Source organism: Acidomonas methanolica, from assembly GCF_004346035.1.
Lineage (GTDB): Bacteria > Pseudomonadota > Alphaproteobacteria > Acetobacterales > Acetobacteraceae > Acidomonas > Acidomonas methanolica.
In genome coordinates this window covers 281,171-297,058 of record NZ_SLZN01000002.1, presented here as the reverse complement: position 1 = coordinate 297,058, position 15,888 = coordinate 281,171, and the positions used below count along the sequence as shown (strand labels likewise).

The window sequence follows — 15,888 nt, the reverse complement described above, 5'->3', positions numbered from 1 at the left end:
CCGGATGTCGTCGCTCAGGCGGCGGAGCGAAGATGCGCCGGGGAAAGATGCAGCGGGCGAAGATGCACCCTGGCCGCCTCTTCCCGACGGAGCGCGAAACGCGCCGTGCCGACGCGCACCGCCACCGGATCAGCGCCCAGCGGACCACGCGCCACCATCTCCACCGCTTCGCCGGGAACGAAGCCGAGTTCCAGCAACCGCGTCATGATCGGATCGACACCGCCGCGGGCCTCGACACGGTCGATCACGGCATGGCCACCTTTCGGCAAAGCATTCAGATCCATATGTCCGGCGTCCCGCGAAAACAGTTAAGAACGCCTCTTAGTCGCTCGCTCCGCTCTTGTCCATCCTTATCGCTGGCCGGCCGCGACTCAGTTTGAAATTTGGGTTTCGCCTCTTCTCAGACATTCTGACGCTTGCTGATCCGTCTCAAGTGCGGACATTTCAAGGCAACCCCTACATATCGCCCCAGGGAACTCACTTTTGCTTGCATCGTCTCGTTAGTGGGAATATTTCCCATATATGGACAAAATGGATAAATCCCATCTGGCCTTGGCGAAACATCTGAAGCTGCTGCGGGTCGACAGCGGTCTCAGCTTGCAGACGCTTTCCGATAAGAGTGGCATAAGCCGTGCCACTCTCTCACGCATCGAGAACGCAGATGTCAGCCCTACGGCAGAGACACTTGGTCGTTTGGCATCCGCCTTCGCCATACCACTGTCCCGGCTCCTTGCTCCGCTTGAGCCCAACTTTCCGCCGTTGGTGCGGCGCGCAGAGCAAAACGTCTGGACGGATCCGCAGAAGGGCTTTGTGCGGCGCTCTGTTTCCCCGCCCAACCAGGAGCTGAAGCTTGAGATGATCGAGTGCTCGATCGAGCCTCACCAACGCATCTTTTACGATCTGCCTGCCTTCCCGGGCCACGAACATCATCTCGTCATGCTTGACGGGTTACTGACGATCGTGGTGGCCGGTGTCGCGCGCGATCTGCGGCCAGGTGATTGCCTGCGATATCAGCTGCACGGCCCTTCCTCGTTCGAGACCAGAGACCTGCCCGCCCGCTATGTCATCGCCATGGCCTAAGGAGTTCTTGATGAACACCAATGTCATTGAAGTCGACGCACTCGCCGTGGACGAGCACGTGAGTGCGTTGTCCGCTATTCTTGTGGCGAGCGTCAGCGGGGGAGCCGCCATAGGCTTCATGGCTCCCCTGCAACATAACGACGCAGCGCGCTACTGGTCCGACGATATCCGAACAGAGGTGACGGCGAAACGACGTACGCTGTTTGCCGGGGTGCATGACGGAAGGGTCGTCGGCACGGTACAGCTCATCATCGCAATGCCGCCCAACCAGCCGCATCGGTGCGAGATTGCAAAGATGATGGTTCATCCCAAGTTCCGACGGCTGGGGGTGGGGCGCCTTCTCATGGAGCACGCGATTAAGCGCGCCGGGGAACTCGGCAAGACCCTTGTCACGCTGGATACTCGAAGCGGGGATATTGCGGAGTCATTATACGCCTCGCTAGGTTTTGAGGTCGCCGGCGTCATTCCGGGTTATGCTTGGGACCCAGATGGAAGGACGCGGCATTCAACAATCTACATGTTCCGACGGATATAGAGTGCGATTGAAGCTCAATTCCCGTTTGCCTAACGACTGTTCACGCCTCATCTCGGACATGGGAAGACCAGTCAGGCTATCTCCGATAGCGGACCATCGCCGGTTTTTCTTGACGTGGGGGACGGCAGCGGCCAGCGGTGAAGGCATGGATACCATCAGCCTCCTCGCTCTGCTTCTGACCCTCTCGGCAGGATTCAGCATTGTCAATCACCACACGTTTCGCCTTCCTGTGACGATCGGCGTGCTGGTCTTCTCATTGCTGGCTTCCCTGCTGGTCATGATCCTGAATCCGCTGATACCGGCCTATGACCTTCAGGCTCTCCCGCGATCTGTGCTCGGAGCCATCAATCTTCCCACGGCCCTCCTGAGTGGCGCGCTGTCCCTGCTTCTGTTTGCCGGGGCCACGCAGGTGGATGTCGGACATCTGCGCGCAAAGCTTGCCTCCGTGGCCGCTCTCTCTGTTCTGGGAACCGTTCTGGCTGTTGCCTTTCTGGCGATCGCGGCATGGTACGTCTTCCCTGTGTTGGGTCATGCCATTCCTTTCACGTGGTGCATCGTCCTTGGGGCCATTCTCGCGCCAACTGATCCAGTTTCAGTTGTCGGCATGCTGAAACGTCTCGGACTGCCCGCCCCCCTTCAGGCCGTTTTCGCAGGGGAGAGCCTGTTCAATGACGGCGTGGGCGTGGTGATTTTCGGCGTCACGATCGGACTGGCGACCGGGGACAGTCAGGAAGTGACCGCCTCCGAGATTGCTCTGAGCTTTTGCCGCGAGGCGATCGGTGGCGGCCTATTGGGCGCACTGACCGGATGGATCGCGCTCCGTGTGCTTAAGGGACAGCGGGATCCGCATATCGATCTGCTGACGTCGCTGGCTCTGGCGACGGGAACCTTCAGCATTGCCAACCAGCTTGGCATGTCGGGTGCGATTGCCGTCGTGGCGGCGGGACTGTGCTTCGGAACGAGTTATAGCCATTCCGTTTTCGATAAGGCATCCCGAAAGGAACTCGACATCGCATGGACACTCATTGACGAGGTGCTGAACGTCCTGCTGTTTATGCTGATCGGCTTTGAAATCCTTGAGGTCACGCCACATCTGTTTACGGTGCTGGCGACCCTAGCCGTGATCCCACTGTCCGTTGCCGTGCGGGTATTGAGCGTATTGTTTTCAACGCTTCCGGTTCACTTCAGGCAATGGGAGCGGGGCCGTGTTCTTGGGATCCTGACCTGGGGCGGTCTGCGTGGCGGCATTTCGGTTTCGCTGGCGCTTGGGTTGCCGCCCGGAAACTTGCGTGACCTGCTGCTGCCTGTCTGTTACGGCGTCGTGGTGTTTACGATCATTGTGCAGGGGCTAACGATGGAGCGGGTTGCCCGCAGACTTTATCCGTCCTCTACGCCTGGACCTCAATAATACGGCTCTGATTATTTGAAGGACAGCTCCATAAAGAGAAAAATCATGGCAGCTTGATCATGATTTTTGACAAATAGCCGACCTTCCGCATCCCCCCAAAAACCGGATATTTCAACCTGAGACACTACCCGCTGGCCGTCGCGTTTCAGCCTGCGCGGCTGCGTCGAAATGCAAGCGGCCGCGTGGCCGCCATCAATATCCCTGGGCGGGATCGACCTTTAGCGGCGCTTCCCGGCCCGCGAGAAGATCGCGGATGATCTCCACCGCCCGTTGCGCCCGCGCGCGGTAGGAGGCGTCGGAGGCTGAGTGAGGCGAGATGATGATGCCGGGACAGTCCCAGAGCGGCGAGTCGGGCGGCAGCGGCTCCTCCGCGAACACGTCCAGAACCGCGCCGCTCAGCGCGCCGGACCGCAGGGCGGCGATCAGATCGGCCTCGTTCACCTGATTGCCGCGCCCAGCATTGATGACGCCGCCGCCGGGTCGCAACAGCGCCAGCATCCGTGCGTTCAGCAGGTCGTCGGTTTCGGGCGTGGCGGGAAGCAGCGACACCACGAAATCGAGCCCGCGCAGGAACGGAGCCAGACCGTCCGCGCCGTGGAAGGTCGCGACGCCGTCGATCACATGCGCGCTCCGCGCCCAGCCGGCCACGCGGAATCCCGCGCCCTTCAGCCGTTCCAGCGTGGCGAGGCCCAGTTGACCGAGCCCCATGACGCCGACCGTGACCTCGGAGGCCATGCGGCGGTCGAGGGCGTCCGTGTGCCATTCGTGCCGCTGCTGGAGGCGCGCCCAGCGCCATGTCTTGCGGAGCAGGGTGAAGGCGGCCCAGCAGACATAATCGCCCATTTGCCCGCTCACCTCCTCGCCGCCCATGCGATAGACCGGCAGGGAGCGGGGAAAATCGGGGTCGTCGAGAATATGATCGACGCCCGCCGCCTGGCTGATGACCGCGCGCAGATTCGGCATCGCCGCGAGGCGTTTCCCTTCCGGACGGTAAACGAAGGCGAAGTCCGGTTTCGCCGGATCGAGCGCGGGATCGTTCCAGTCCAGCACGTCCCAATCCGGGGCACAGGCCGCGAATTCCTTGCGCCAGGCTGCCAGTTCGGCGGCGTTCGCCCCGTTGATGACGATGCTCGTCATGGGCGTCCGCGCCGTGCCGTCAGATTTTCCGCCATCCGGAGACTGAGCGCCATGATGGCGAGCGCCGGATTGGCCGCCGTCGCACTGGGAAAGACGGAGTGGTCGCAAATCCACAGATTTTCGATGTCGTGACTGCGCCCGAACGGATCGACCACGCTCGACTCCGGATCGTTCCCCATGCGGCAGGTGCCGATCATATGCGCATCGCGCGGCATGGCCCAGATATCCTCCGCTCCCGCCGCCGCGAGGATCGCGCGCAGCGTGCGCTCCGCATGGGCGTGCATGGCGCGCTCATTCGCGCCATAGCTGAAGGAGATCAGCGGCTTGGGCACGGACGCCATGCCCGGCTCGTCGGAAAGCGTGACCCGGTTGCCGTCATGGGGCAGGCAGTCGCCATGCGCCCCCAGCCCGACGGCGTGGTTGTATCCCGCGAGCGCGCGTGTGAGGTCGGGCCCCCAGAGGCCGCGCCCGCGCGCGACATTCGTCGCCCAGGTGAGCGGCATCATGCCGAGGGACTGGATCAGATACCCGCCGACGAAATCCGCATCGGCGGGACGCATCATCTCCTCCGTGATGGCAAGCGAGGGGTAGCCCTTGTTCGGCCGCGTTTCCTCCGGCAGGCGCCCCCAGACCTGCGTGGAGACATGCGCCATGTAGTTGCGCCCGACCTGACCGCTCCGGTTGGCCAGCCCCGTATGCAGGAGCAGCCGCGCCGTTTCGACCGCACCGGCGGCGAGGATCAGCGTCCCGCAGGCCTGCCGGTAATCCACCCCCTCATGCCGATAGACCACGCCGGTCACGCGGCCCGCCGCGTTCGTCTCGATGCCATGCGCGAAGCAGCCGGGCCGGATCTCCGCCCCATCCTGCTCCGCGCGACGGAGAAAGCTGTTGTCCACGCCCGATTTCGCGCCGTTGCGGCAGCCCTGATGGCAGGCCCCGCAATTCACGCAGGCGCCGCGCCCGTTCCGCGCCCGGGTGATCAGCGCGGCGGGGCCGTCCGACGCGCGGATGCCCAGCGCCGCGCAGCCGCGCAGCATGGCCTCGGCGGCGGCGTTGCGCGGCGGCGGGGCATCGGTGAAGCGGCGCGTCGGCTCCCACGGATAAGGCATGGGGCCGGAGACGCCGATCTCCTCCTCGACGCGCTCCATATAGGGTAGCAGCGTGTCGCGCCCGAACGGCCAGTCCACGCCCTGTCCCGTTTCGGAGAAGAGGTGGAAATCCCGCGCGTCGATCCGCGGCATGAACGCGCCGTAATGCAGCATCGACCCGCCGACGCCGAAACCGCTGTTGTTGCCGCCGAAGGCCTGTGGCGTCTCCCCTGCGGAAAGACGCTCCTCGCGCCAGTAGAATGTGGCGGCGGTGATCTCGTCCGGCGTGTAGTCCCGCGCCGTGAAGCGCGGCCCGGCTTCGAGCGCCACGACCTTGAGGCCGGCGCGCGCCAGCTCCGCCAGAACAGGCGCGCCGCCCGCGCCGGTGCCGATGACGAGCACATCCACCGGATCGGTCAGCGCATGGCGCGCGCCCTTCACAGCCCGGCCTCCCACCGCTCGCGCCGATCCGCTCCGATCTCCTCGAAGCCCTGAATCTCCCGATCGCCCCCGGTCGCCACGGCGCTGATGCCGAACGCGCCTTGCACCGCCGGATGGGCCATGAACTCCTGCACCGCGTCGGCGCGCAGATCGCTGAACCAGCGTTGCATCTGCGCGCCGTCGAGCAGGCCGGAAATGGTCCCTTCCGCCAGACGGGCGATCAGCCGGTCGCGCGCCGCCGCGTCGAGCGCCGGCAGACCGGCGCCGAACGAGTCGCGTCCGGCGGCGTCCAGCGTGGCGAGCGCCTGCTCATAGGCGATCGCGTCGGGCGGCAGGATGGCGAAGCGCCAGCCGTCTCCCGGTCCGGCCAGCCGGGCGTCGATCCGTTCGGCCAGATCGATCCGTGCGTCGCCGAAGAGGTCGCCTTGCGGGAGCACGCCGTCCAGCAGGGCGCGGAGGCGCTCCAGCCCCTCCGCCGACAGCGCGCGGGGCGCGCCGGAGACGGGTTTAGCGCGCGCCGCCATCACTGCGCGTGTGCGCGCCGTGACATGATCGGACTCGAGCAGGGCGCGGAAGGTGGAGGGACTCTCAGGGATCACGGGCGAGGCTCCTGCGATGGGAGGACGAAGGCTCACGATGCGGCTCCGATCCCGGCAACGTAACCGCTCGACCACGCCCATTGGAAATTATATCCGCCCAGCCAGCCGGTCACGTCGACGGCTTCGCCGATGGCGTACAGCCCCGGCACGAGGCGCGATTCCATGGTCTGTGACGAGAGATCGCGCGTGTCGATCCCCCCGCGCATCACCTCCGCCTTCGCGTAGCCCTCGGTCCCGCTGATGTCCGGACTCCAGGCCGACACGCGCCGCGCCAGGGCGGCGATCCGCCTGTCCGGCAGATTCGCCAGATGATCGGTGAAGTCGGGCAGCATTTCCGCTGTAATCGCCCGTCCGAGACGCTGGGGTATCCCCTCCAGCAGCGCGGCCGCGCCCGCTCTCGGCCGCGCCTGTTTGATGCGGCGCATCTCCGCCTCCGCTGACATGCCGGGCAGCAGATCGAGTTCCAGCGGCGGTCCGTCCCCGGAACGGTAGGACGAAATCTGGAGAATGGCGGGGCCCGAGATCCCGCGATGGGTGAAGACCATGGCGTCGCTGAAAACCGTCTTGCCGATCCGCGCGGCGACGGGCAGCGCAACGCCGGCGAGATCCGGCGCGGGGCTGGTCAGGGTCAGGGGGACCAGCGCCGGGGCAGGGGGCACGAGCCGCATCCCGAAACGCTGCGCCATCCGGAGCGCGAAATCCGTCGCGCCCAGCTTGGGCACCGCAAGGCCGCCGGTCGCGAGGATCACGCGCCGCGCCAGAACGTCGCCATGATCCGTGACGAGGCGAAACGCCTCGCCTTTTTCGATGTCGTTGACGCGCACCCGGAGCCGGAGCGCCGCTCCCGCCGCCTGCGCCTCGTCCAGCAGCAACGTGACGATCCGCCGCGCGGACTCGTCGCAAAAAAGCTGCCCCGGCGTTTTTTCGTGCCAGGCGATGCGGTGTTTCTCCACGAGGGCAAGAAAATCGCGCGGCGTGTAGCGTGCGAGCGCCGAGCGCGCGAAATGCGGGTTCCGCGAGAGAAAACGCTCCGGCCCGGCATCGAGATGGGTGAAATTGCAGCGGCCGCCGCCGGAGATGAGGATTTTCCGCCCGGCTTCCGCGGCATGGTCCAGCACGAGGACCGATGCGCCGCGCCGGCCGGCCACCGCCGCCGCCATGAGACCCGCCGCGCCCGCGCCGAGCACGGCGACATCCCATGGTCTCTCCGTTCCGGCCACCTCAGAAATCGAGATCGGCGTAATGTTCGGGCGGGGTGAAGCCGACGATGCGGTCGTTCAGCAGGGATCGGAAACAGGGGCGGGATTTCACCCGCGCGTACCAGTCCTTCGCGGCGGGCGCGCGGCTCCAGTCGATATCGCCGATGAAATCGAGGCAGGAGAGATGGGCTGCCGCGGCGAAATCCGCGATCGAGAGCATGCCCCCCGCCAGCCATGCGCGCGTCTCCGCCAGCCAGCCGATATAGTCGAGATGGAAGCGGATATTGGCGTATCCCGCCCGCAACGCGTTGCCGTCGGGGTTGCCGCGCCCGGCGAGCCGCTTGTCCACCTTCTCGCCCAGAAGATTGCGTGTGACCTCGCTGGCGAATTTCTCGTTGAACCACGCGGCGAGGCGACGCACCTCGACCCGTTCGGCCAGGGTGCGCCCCATGAGCGGCGTGTCCGGATAGGCTTCCTCGAGATACTCGCAGATGACGCCGGCATTCGGGATGGAGAGTCCGTTTTCCTCCACGAGAACCGGCACGTCACCCGCGGGATTCAGCCGGATGAACTCCGGACGCTCCTCCCAGACGCGCTCGGTCATCGGCTCGTAGGGCAGGCGCTTCTCCCCGAGCATGAGTCTGACCTGACGGCTTTGCGGAGAGAGCGGCAAATGGTACAGAATACGCATGGCCCCATCCTACGGCATGTGACAGAGGCGCAACAAGATATGATGGCGTATTCCTGACACATGCCCGAGCCCGTTTCGGAACCTGTCCCGCCGATGTCCACCTCCGCCCCCGATTCCCCCGCGCCCATGCGTATCCGCGCGCGCGGACGGTCTTTCCTGGCCCTCGTCCTTTCGCCGGAGCGTCCCCTTGCCCGCTGGATCGAGGCGCTGGACGACCAGATCGCCCGTTCGGCCGGATTTTTCATGGGCAAGCCGGTGATCCTCGATCTCGGCCTGCTCGAACCCGATGACGAGGGACTGGCGGGGCTTCAGGCGGCGCTGCGCGAACGCGGCGTGCGGATCATCGGCGTCGAGGGCGGGAATCCGGACTGGCCCGCCCTGGCCGGCTGGGACTGGCCGGCCACGTTCGAGGGCGGCCGGGCCAGCGGGGAGGTCGATCTCCCTGAGGACGGCGGGGAGACGCGGGACGACGCCGTGCCGCCGAAGGCGGCCCGTTCCGGCGCCGTGGTGTATGAGGAGAGCGTCCGGTCCGGGCAGACCGTCGTCAACATGGAGGGCGATCTCGTCATTCTCGGCTCCGTCGCCTCGGGCGCGGAAATCGCCGCCGCCGGATCGATCCACGTCTATGGCAATCTGCGCGGCCGCGCCGTTGCGGGGATCGGCGGCGCGGCCACCGCACGGATTTTTGTCCGCCGTATGAATGCGGAACTGATCGCGATCGACGGCTATTACATGATGGCGGAGGAAATGGCTGCGGATATGATCGGCGCACCCGTTCAGGCGATGCTGGACGACGAGCGTATTGTGATCCGTAAACTGGCTTGAAGCTGCGAAGCTGGGGCGTCCCGCAGTTTGCTCATTGCGAAAATCGGCAAACTGCATGTAATATCGGCGAAATATTTCCGTTATAACGGAAACAGACTGATCATGAAACTGGAGAGCGCATGGCCAAGGTTCTGGTTGTCACGTCGGGCAAAGGGGGCGTAGGCAAGACGACCTCGACGGCGGCACTCGGGGCGGCTCTCGCCCAGACGGGCCAGAATGTCGCGGTGGTCGATTTCGATGTCGGGCTGCGCAATCTGGATCTCGTGATGGGGGCGGAGCGCCGCGTGGTATTCGATCTCATCAACGTCATCCAGGGCGACGCGAAGCTCGCCCAGGCGCTGATCCGCGACAAGCGGTGCGAGACTCTCTCGATTCTCCCCGCGTCCCAGACCCGGGACAAGGACGCGCTGACCGCCGAGGGGGTCGAGCGGGTGATGGGCGAGTTGCGCGAGAAGTTCGACTGGGTGCTGTGCGACAGCCCCGCCGGAATCGAGCGCGGCGCGCAGCTTGCGATGTACCACGCCGATCTGGCCGTCGTCGTCACCAATCCGGAAGTCAGCTCCGTGCGCGACAGCGACCGCATCATCGGGATGCTCGACAGCACGACGGAGCGCGCGAAACGTGGAGAGAAGATGGAAAAACATCTCCTCGTCACGCGTTATGATCCCGCTCGCGCCTCGAAGGGCGAGATGCTGAGCACGGAGGACGTGCTGGAGATTCTGTCCATTCCCCTGCTCGGCATCGTTCCGGAAAGCGAGGAAGTGCTGCGCTCCTCGAATGTCGGTTCGCCGGTGACGCTGGCCCATCCGGACTCCGCCCCCGCGCGCGCCTATTTCGATTCGGCCCGGCGTTTGATGGGGGAGAAGCTGGACATCTCCGTTCCCGTCGAGCGCAAGGGGCTGCTGGACTGGCTGTTCAAGAAGAGGGTCGCATGAGCTTTCTCGCCAACTTCTTCGCCAAGCGAAATACGAGCGCCGTCGCACGGGACCGGCTCCAGATCCTTCTTGCGCATGAGCGATCGTCCGGGAGCGGCGAGTCTGATCTGATCGCGAAGCTGCACCGCGAAATTCTCGAAGTCATCAAGCGCCATGTGGCTGTCGATCAGGACAAGGTTCAGATAAAGCTGGATGGGGGAACGGACGGCCGCTCGATGCTGGAAATCGACATCGAGGTGCCGCGTCTCGATTCCCATACTGAAGTCGGGCATTCCGCCTGACCGCTCTCGCGCGGGAGCAGAGCAGAAAAGGATCGTCATCGGTGAGCGGATTTTTTGGTAATCTCGTCAACAGCGCCGTCGGCGCGCTGGGCGCTCAGTTCGAACAGAAATTCGGTTCCAGCGTGAGCGAATTCATCCAGGGGCCGGGCCTCCAGACGCTGCTGGACCAGGCGCGCAAGTCCGGGCTGGAGGATAAGGTCCATTCCTGGATCGGGTCGGGCGAAAACCTGCCCATCTCGGCGGACGAACTGCGTAGCCTCCTGACGAGCGAGCAGGTCGAGACGCTGGTCTCCAAGACCGGGCTGCCCGCCGCTGCGATCCTGCCCGCCCTCGCCGAACTCCTGCCGAAAGCCGTGGACCAGCACACGCCGGACGGCACGGCTCCGAACGGCGCGGCCTGACGCTCTTCGCGTTTCCCCGGTCAGTCCGATACGCGCTCGATCGCCGCGCCGACGGCGGCGAGCTTGCGGTCCACGGCTTCGTAGCCGCGATCGAGGTGATAGATCCGGCTCAGCACCGTCTCTCCGCGCGCCGCCAGCCCGGCCAGGATCAGCGAGAAAGAGGCGCGCAGATCGGTCGCCATGACGGGCGCGCCGGAAAGCGCGTCCACGCCGCGAATGATGGCGGACGAGCCATGGACGTTGATGCGCGCGCCCATGCGGTTGAGTTCCGGCACATGCATGAAGCGGTTCTCGAAGATCGTCTCGGTGATCATCGACGCGCCTTCCGCGATGGACAGCATCGCCATGAACTGCGCCTGCATGTCGGTCGGGAATCCGGGATAGGGCTCGGTCATGATGTCCACGCCGCGTAGCGGGCCGTTGCGCCGCACGCGGATGGCGTTCTCTTCCGCGATGACCTCGACGCCCGCCTCCTCCAGAGCGCGGATCACCGCGCCCAGATCGCTCGCGCGGCCGCCGATCAGGCGGAGATCGCCGCCGGTGATGCCGGCGGCGCACGCATATGTGCCGCATTCGATGCGGTCCGCCATGATGGCGTGCTCCACGCCGTGCAGCGCCTCGACGCCGTCGATGACCAGCGTGCCCGTCCCTGAGCCGGAAATCCGCGCGCCCATGCGATTGAGGCAGGTCACGAGATCGCAGATTTCCGGCTCGCGCGCGGCATTGACGATCTCCGTCCGCCCCCTGGCGAGCGTGGCCGCCATGAGCAGATTTTCCGTCGCGCCCACGGAGGCGAAGGGTAGGATCACGCGCTCGCCCTTCAGGCCGCCCGGCGCGCGGGCGTGGATGTAGCCGCCGTCCAGGGCGATCTGCGCGCCGAGCGTTTCGAGCCCCTTCAGATGCATGTCCACCGGGCGCGTGCCGATCGCGCAGCCGCCGGGCAGCGAGACGCGCGCTTCATGCATCCGCGCCAGAAGCGGGCCGAGAACGAGGATCGAGGCGCGCATTTTCGAGACGATGTCGTACGGCGCCTCGACGGAGGTGATCGCGCCGCCGATCGACAGCGTGCGCCCGTCTCCGGTCACATCCTCCACCGCCACGCCATGCTGCATCAGCAGGTCGCGCATGGTGGCGATGTCGGCGATACGGGGCACGTTCGAAAGACGCAGGCGCTCGCTCGTCAGCAGTCCCGCCACCATGAGCTTGAGCCCCGCATTCTTTGCGCCGCCAATGGTGATTTCGCCTTCGAGCCGGTTGCCGCCGCGAATGATGAAACGATCCAATGCAAGACTCCCGATTTGCCGTTCCTGTCAGAAGAGCAGGGCCGATGATGGATAAAAGCGGCTTTTTGATGCCGGGGATTCGGAGTTCCCGGGAATTCGGATTCAGAGACGCGGCGGCGTGACGCCCGATTGCCGCATGTATTTGCCCGCCCGGTCCGCGTAGCTCACTTCGCAGGGTTCCGCGCCCTGGAAGAAGAGGAACTGGCAGATCCCCTCATTGGCGTAGATGCGGGCGGGCAGCTTCGTCGTATTGCTGATCTCGATCGTCACCTGCCCCTCCCATTCCGGCTCCAGCGGGGTGACGTTGACGATGATGCCGCAGCGCGCATAGGTCGATTTGCCAAGGCAGACGACGAGCACGTCGCGCGGAATGCGGAAATACTCGACCGTATGGGCCAGCGCGAAGGAATTGGGCGGGATGGTGATGTCGCCCGTGCGCGTGACGAAGCTGTTCTCGGCGAAATTCTTCGGATCGACCACCGCATTGTCCACATCGGTGAAAATCTTGAAATCCTCGCCGACCCGCGCGTCATAGCCATAGGAGGACAGGCCGTAGGAGATCACGCCCTGACGTTTCTGGCTTTCCACGAAGGGCTCGATCATCCCATGCTCCTGCGCCATCCGGCGGATCCAGCTATCGGGCATGATCGGCATCGGTACTCTCCTTGCTGCCCTCGCGGAACGGGCGGCCCCGTTCCCATCGTTCTTGTCCCCAGCCATAGCGTTTCGCCCGCAGAGGCGCAATTTGCGTCTGCGGGGAGGCGGCGGGTCAGCCCTCGCGATCCTCCGGCGCCTTCTCCGTCCGGTCGCGCACCTGCTGCTTGCGGCGGCGGAGATTCGCCCGCAAGGCCGCGGCCTCCCGAGCGCGCCGCGCGTCCAGCTCGGCCCGCGCCTTTTCCTTCATGGTCGGACGCGGCTTGTCCGGCCGCCTGTCATCCTCGCTCAAAACGTCTCCTCCGGGAGCGGAAAGCGCGCGGCGAGCGACGTGCCGAGCACCTCGTCATACACTGCCAGCGTCTCATGCTGCATCCGCCGCGTGGTGAAATGCGCCAGCACATGCGCGCGCGCCCGCTCCGCCAGCCATGCCAGCGCGTCCGGCGGGGCGGCGATGACATCAGCCAGCGCCCGGGCGAGCGCCTCCGCATCGCCTGGCGGGACCAGCAGGCCGGTTTCGCCCGGCAGGACCGTTTCCATCGCCCCGCCCTGCGAGGACGCGATGACCGGGCGGCCCATGGCCTGCGCCTCGACGGCGACCCTTCCGAACGGCTCGGGACGCAACGAGGGCGTGACGACCACATCCGCCAGCGCATAGGCGGCAGGCATGTCCTTGCACATTCCGGCGAAGCGGAGCCTGTCGGAAAGCCCCAGTGACCTGATTCGCTTATGAAGGGCGCGGACGAATTTGTCCTTCGGATCGACGGGGCCGACCAGCACGCAGATCCAGTTCTCATGGATCAGCCGCTCCAGCCGGAGCAGGGCATCGACCATCAGCATCTGCCCCTTCCAAGGCGTCAGCCGCCCCGGCAGCATGATGATCCGCGCGTCTTCGGGCAGATTCCACGCTTCGGCGAGCGCCTGCACGCGCTGCCCCGAAACCTGCGCCGGGTCGAAGCGGGTCACATCCGCGCCGCGTGGAATCAGTCGCAGACGATCCGGCCCGACATCATAATCCCGTGTCAGCCGCTCGGCGACGTAGGCGCTGATCGCGATGACCCGCGCGCCCTTGGCCAGCACCGCGTTATAGCGCTTTTTCCCCGGAAAATTCTCGTGATGGACGCCGTGCCACGTCGTCACCAGCGGTACGCCGCTGCGGCGGCAGGCGCCGATCGCCGCCCATGCGGGCGCGCGCGAACGGGCATGGACGAGATCGATTCCCTCGCGCTCGATCAGCCGCGCGAGAGCACTCCGGTTGCGCCAGATGGACGGAGGGGATTTCCGGTTCAGGCCGAGCGTGACGTGTGACGCGCCCATGCGCCGCAGCGTCTCGACGCCCGGGCCGCCCGCGCTGGCCACGATGGCGCGGCCGCCGGCGGCGATGACGGCCTGTGCGATTTCCAGCGCCCCGCGTTCGACTCCGCCGGTTCCCAGCGCGGGCAGAACCTGAAGGATGGTGGGGGACGGAGCGGAAGGGCGCATTGAAAGATGGACGGGTCCTGTACGCCCGAAGGCAGGCGGGGTGGGTTCCGGCGTCGGCGTCAGGGGGCCGAGCGTTCGAGATCGGCGGCGAGTTCCTGAAGGTCGAGCTGCTGTTCCAGATTGTGCATCAGCTCGTCCTCCACCCGTCCGGCGCGGTGCAGCGCCAGCAATTCCTGCCTTCCGGCCTCGATCGTTGCGAGAAGCGTCTCGTAATGGGCCTGACGCGCCCCGGCAAGAGCCTCCCTGTTGTCCACATAGTTCTGCGAGGCGCGCACGCGGTGGCTGAACTGTTCCAGCAGACGCGGATGCACGAGGGTGCCGCTCTCGTCATAGGCCAGCGTCTCGATGGCCGCATGCTGCGCGCGGATCACGCGCGCCAAAGCCTCGCGCCGCGAGAGAGTGCCCCCCTCCGTTTTCCGCAGGCGCAGCAGGCCGATAACCCGGCCCAGAGACGTGCCCTGCACGATCACCGTCACGAACACCACGGCGAAGGCGGTAATGATGATGAAGCCGCGTCCCGGCATCGCATCGGGCAGAGCGAGGGCGATGGCGATCGTCACCACGCCGCGCATGCCCGCCCAGCTGATCGCGAAGGCCGAACGCCAGGAGAAGGGAACGGCCCGGCGTTTCAGCAGACGCGCCAGGCCGCTATAGGCGAGCCCCGCGCCGTAGACCCAGACGAAGCGCGCGGCGATCACCGTCGCGATAACGACGAGAACCGGCTTGCCGTAAAGGGCCAGCGCCTCGGACGGGCTGCCGATATGGCGGGTGATTTCCCGCAATGTCAGGCCGATCAGGATGAAGACGAAGGCTTCCAGCAGGAACACCATGACCTGCCAAAAGGACGTTATCCGGACCCGCAGCGAGGCCGGAAAGGCCTCGTGCTGGCGCCAGCCCACCACCATGCCAGCCGCGACCACCGCCAGGACGCCGGAGACGCGGAGCCCCTCGCCCAGAATATAGGCCGCCCAACTCACGAGAAACGAGGAGAGGATGGTGAGCGAGCTGTCTTTCAGCAATGGCAGCGTCTTCAGCCACCCCCAGGCGATCGTCACGCCGACGATCCCGCCGCCCGCCGCCAGGATGAAGAATTTGCCCAGAGCCGCCCCGGCGCTGAAATGATGCGTCATGGCGGCGACGATCGCGAATTGCAGCAGCGTCAGCCCCGTCGCGTCGTTCAGCAAGCTCTCGCCTTGCAGTTCCACCAGCAGGCGGCGCGGCAGTTCGACGCGCTCGAGCACCGCGCGCGCCGCCACGGCGTCGGGCGGGGAAACGATGGCGCCGAGAGCGAAACAGGCCGCCCAGGGGAGGGACGGCATCGCCCAGTGTGCCGCCAGTCCGACGGCGAGGGTCGTGAACAGTACCGCTCCGACGGCCAGCGACAGGATGCCGCCGATATGCCGCCTGAAATCATGCCAGGAGGTGAAATACCCGCCTTCCATCAGCAGGGGCGGGAGGAACAGGACGAGCACCAGTTCCGGCTCGATCGCGAAATCCGGGACGCCGGGCAGGACGGCCATCACGACGCCGCCCGCGATCAGCGCGACGGCGGGCGGCAGGGCAAGGCGGCGCGCCACGACCTCGAGCGCCAGAATCGCCACGAGGATGTAGAGAAGAAATTCAAAGATGCTCGTGGATGTCATGGCGGACCGGATTTCTGGCCAGGGCTGACGCGCGGCCTGTGAGCGAGAACTATGGGCAGGGTCTATGGGATGAACTCGAGCGCGGGACCGCCATTCGCCATGGCCGTCACCAGCACCGCCGCGACGCCGAAACCGAACAGGGCGAGGAGGCCGATCACGCCCCAGCCGACGAAGCTCTCTTCCTTGCGCGCCATGATGATGCCTTC

General features: G+C 65.7%; 19 protein-coding genes. 7 read left to right on the top strand and 12 right to left on the bottom strand.

Annotated features, from left to right (window positions below; genetic code table 11):
- Positions 1-14: 14 nt before the first annotated feature.
- Entirely contained in the window at positions 15-284 is a 270-nt protein-coding gene (locus EDC31_RS03185) for a FeoA family protein (RefSeq protein ID WP_042060903.1), read from the bottom strand.
- Positions 285-522: 238 nt separating this feature from the next.
- Between EDC31_RS03185 and EDC31_RS03180 the strand changes: the two genes are divergently transcribed.
- The 3 genes from EDC31_RS03180 (at position 523) to EDC31_RS03170 (ending at position 3,023) form a co-directional block, all read left to right on the top strand.
- Positions 523-1,080: a helix-turn-helix domain-containing protein gene (locus EDC31_RS03180; RefSeq protein ID WP_042060901.1), complete on the top strand. Its 558-nt coding sequence runs from the start codon at positions 523-525 to the stop codon at positions 1,078-1,080.
- Between the two features lie 10 nt (positions 1,081-1,090).
- Positions 1,091-1,615 carry a GNAT family N-acetyltransferase gene (locus tag EDC31_RS03175; RefSeq protein WP_042060899.1) on the top strand — a complete coding sequence of 175 codons (525 nt, stop codon included), beginning with the start codon at positions 1,091-1,093 and terminating at the stop codon, positions 1,613-1,615.
- Positions 1,616-1,760: 145 nt separating this feature from the next.
- The gene (locus EDC31_RS03170; protein WP_132126899.1) at positions 1,761-3,023 is read left to right on the top strand and encodes a cation:proton antiporter; all 1,263 of its coding nucleotides are present in this window, start codon (positions 1,761-1,763) and stop codon (positions 3,021-3,023) included.
- Positions 3,024-3,215: 192 nt separating this feature from the next.
- On the opposite strand, the gene EDC31_RS03165 is transcribed toward EDC31_RS03170, so the two are convergent.
- From EDC31_RS03165 to fzlA, 5 genes are read right to left on the bottom strand one after another with little or no spacing between them, the layout of a single operon-like run.
- Positions 3,216-4,160: a 2-hydroxyacid dehydrogenase gene (locus EDC31_RS03165; RefSeq protein ID WP_042058010.1), complete on the bottom strand. Its 945-nt coding sequence runs from the start codon at positions 4,158-4,160 to the stop codon at positions 3,216-3,218.
- Complete coding sequence (locus tag EDC31_RS03160) at positions 4,157-5,689, bottom strand: GMC family oxidoreductase (RefSeq protein WP_042058105.1); 1,533 nt, start codon at positions 5,687-5,689, stop codon at positions 4,157-4,159. Before EDC31_RS03160 ends, EDC31_RS03165 begins: the two co-directional genes overlap by 4 nt.
- On the bottom strand, positions 5,686-6,288 hold the full coding sequence (locus EDC31_RS03155; protein WP_052511841.1) for a gluconate 2-dehydrogenase subunit 3 family protein: 603 nt from the start codon (positions 6,286-6,288) through the stop codon (positions 5,686-5,688). Before EDC31_RS03155 ends, EDC31_RS03160 begins: the two co-directional genes overlap by 4 nt.
- Before the next feature lie 32 nt (positions 6,289-6,320).
- Positions 6,321-7,508, bottom strand: a complete 1,188-nt coding sequence (locus EDC31_RS03150) for a BaiN/RdsA family NAD(P)/FAD-dependent oxidoreductase (protein WP_132126898.1) — start codon at positions 7,506-7,508, stop codon at positions 6,321-6,323.
- Position 7,509: 1 nt separating this feature from the next.
- Complete coding sequence (fzlA, locus tag EDC31_RS03145) at positions 7,510-8,178, bottom strand: FtsZ-binding protein FzlA (protein WP_042058009.1); 669 nt, start codon at positions 8,176-8,178, stop codon at positions 7,510-7,512.
- 93 nt (positions 8,179-8,271) lie between these two features.
- Between fzlA and minC the strand changes: the two genes are divergently transcribed.
- The 4 genes from minC (at position 8,272) to EDC31_RS03125 (ending at position 10,620) form a co-directional block, all read left to right on the top strand.
- Positions 8,272-9,003, top strand: coding sequence for a septum site-determining protein MinC (minC, locus tag EDC31_RS03140; RefSeq protein ID WP_042058007.1), 732 nt, complete (start codon positions 8,272-8,274; stop codon positions 9,001-9,003).
- A 119-nt stretch (positions 9,004-9,122) separates the two neighbouring features.
- A complete protein-coding gene (minD, locus tag EDC31_RS03135) occupies positions 9,123-9,938 on the top strand; it encodes a septum site-determining protein MinD (protein WP_042058005.1) in 816 nt (271 codons plus the stop codon).
- The gene (gene minE, locus EDC31_RS03130) at positions 9,935-10,219 is read left to right on the top strand and encodes a cell division topological specificity factor MinE (protein ID WP_042058001.1); all 285 of its coding nucleotides are present in this window, start codon (positions 9,935-9,937) and stop codon (positions 10,217-10,219) included. The genes minD and minE overlap by 4 nt, the downstream gene beginning before the upstream one ends.
- On the top strand, positions 10,216-10,620 hold the full coding sequence (locus EDC31_RS03125) for a YidB family protein (RefSeq protein WP_341767852.1): 405 nt from the start codon (positions 10,216-10,218) through the stop codon (positions 10,618-10,620). The genes minE and EDC31_RS03125 overlap by 4 nt, the downstream gene beginning before the upstream one ends.
- 20 nt (positions 10,621-10,640) lie before the next feature.
- Here EDC31_RS03125 and murA read toward each other — a convergent pair whose 3' ends face one another.
- From murA to EDC31_RS18340, 6 genes are all read right to left on the bottom strand, one after another.
- Positions 10,641-11,903: a UDP-N-acetylglucosamine 1-carboxyvinyltransferase gene (murA, locus tag EDC31_RS03120; RefSeq protein ID WP_042057996.1), complete on the bottom strand. Its 1,263-nt coding sequence runs from the start codon at positions 11,901-11,903 to the stop codon at positions 10,641-10,643.
- Between the two features lie 102 nt (positions 11,904-12,005).
- Entirely contained in the window at positions 12,006-12,557 is a 552-nt protein-coding gene (dcd, locus tag EDC31_RS03115) for a dCTP deaminase (protein ID WP_042057994.1), read from the bottom strand.
- Positions 12,558-12,672: 115 nt separating this feature from the next.
- Complete coding sequence (locus EDC31_RS17625) at positions 12,673-12,849, bottom strand: hypothetical protein (protein WP_158310321.1); 177 nt, start codon at positions 12,847-12,849, stop codon at positions 12,673-12,675.
- Positions 12,846-14,039 (bottom strand): glycosyltransferase family 4 protein, encoded by a 1,194-nt coding sequence (locus EDC31_RS03110; protein WP_042057992.1) that lies wholly within the window; start codon positions 14,037-14,039, stop codon positions 12,846-12,848. Before EDC31_RS03110 ends, EDC31_RS17625 begins: the two co-directional genes overlap by 4 nt.
- 59 nt (positions 14,040-14,098) lie before the next feature.
- On the bottom strand, positions 14,099-15,682 hold the full coding sequence (locus tag EDC31_RS03105) for a Na+/H+ antiporter (protein ID WP_042057990.1): 1,584 nt from the start codon (positions 15,680-15,682) through the stop codon (positions 14,099-14,101).
- Between the two features lie 62 nt (positions 15,683-15,744).
- Complete coding sequence (locus EDC31_RS18340) at positions 15,745-15,876, bottom strand: hypothetical protein (RefSeq protein ID WP_256888105.1); 132 nt, start codon at positions 15,874-15,876, stop codon at positions 15,745-15,747.
- Positions 15,877-15,888: the final 12 nt, after the last annotated feature.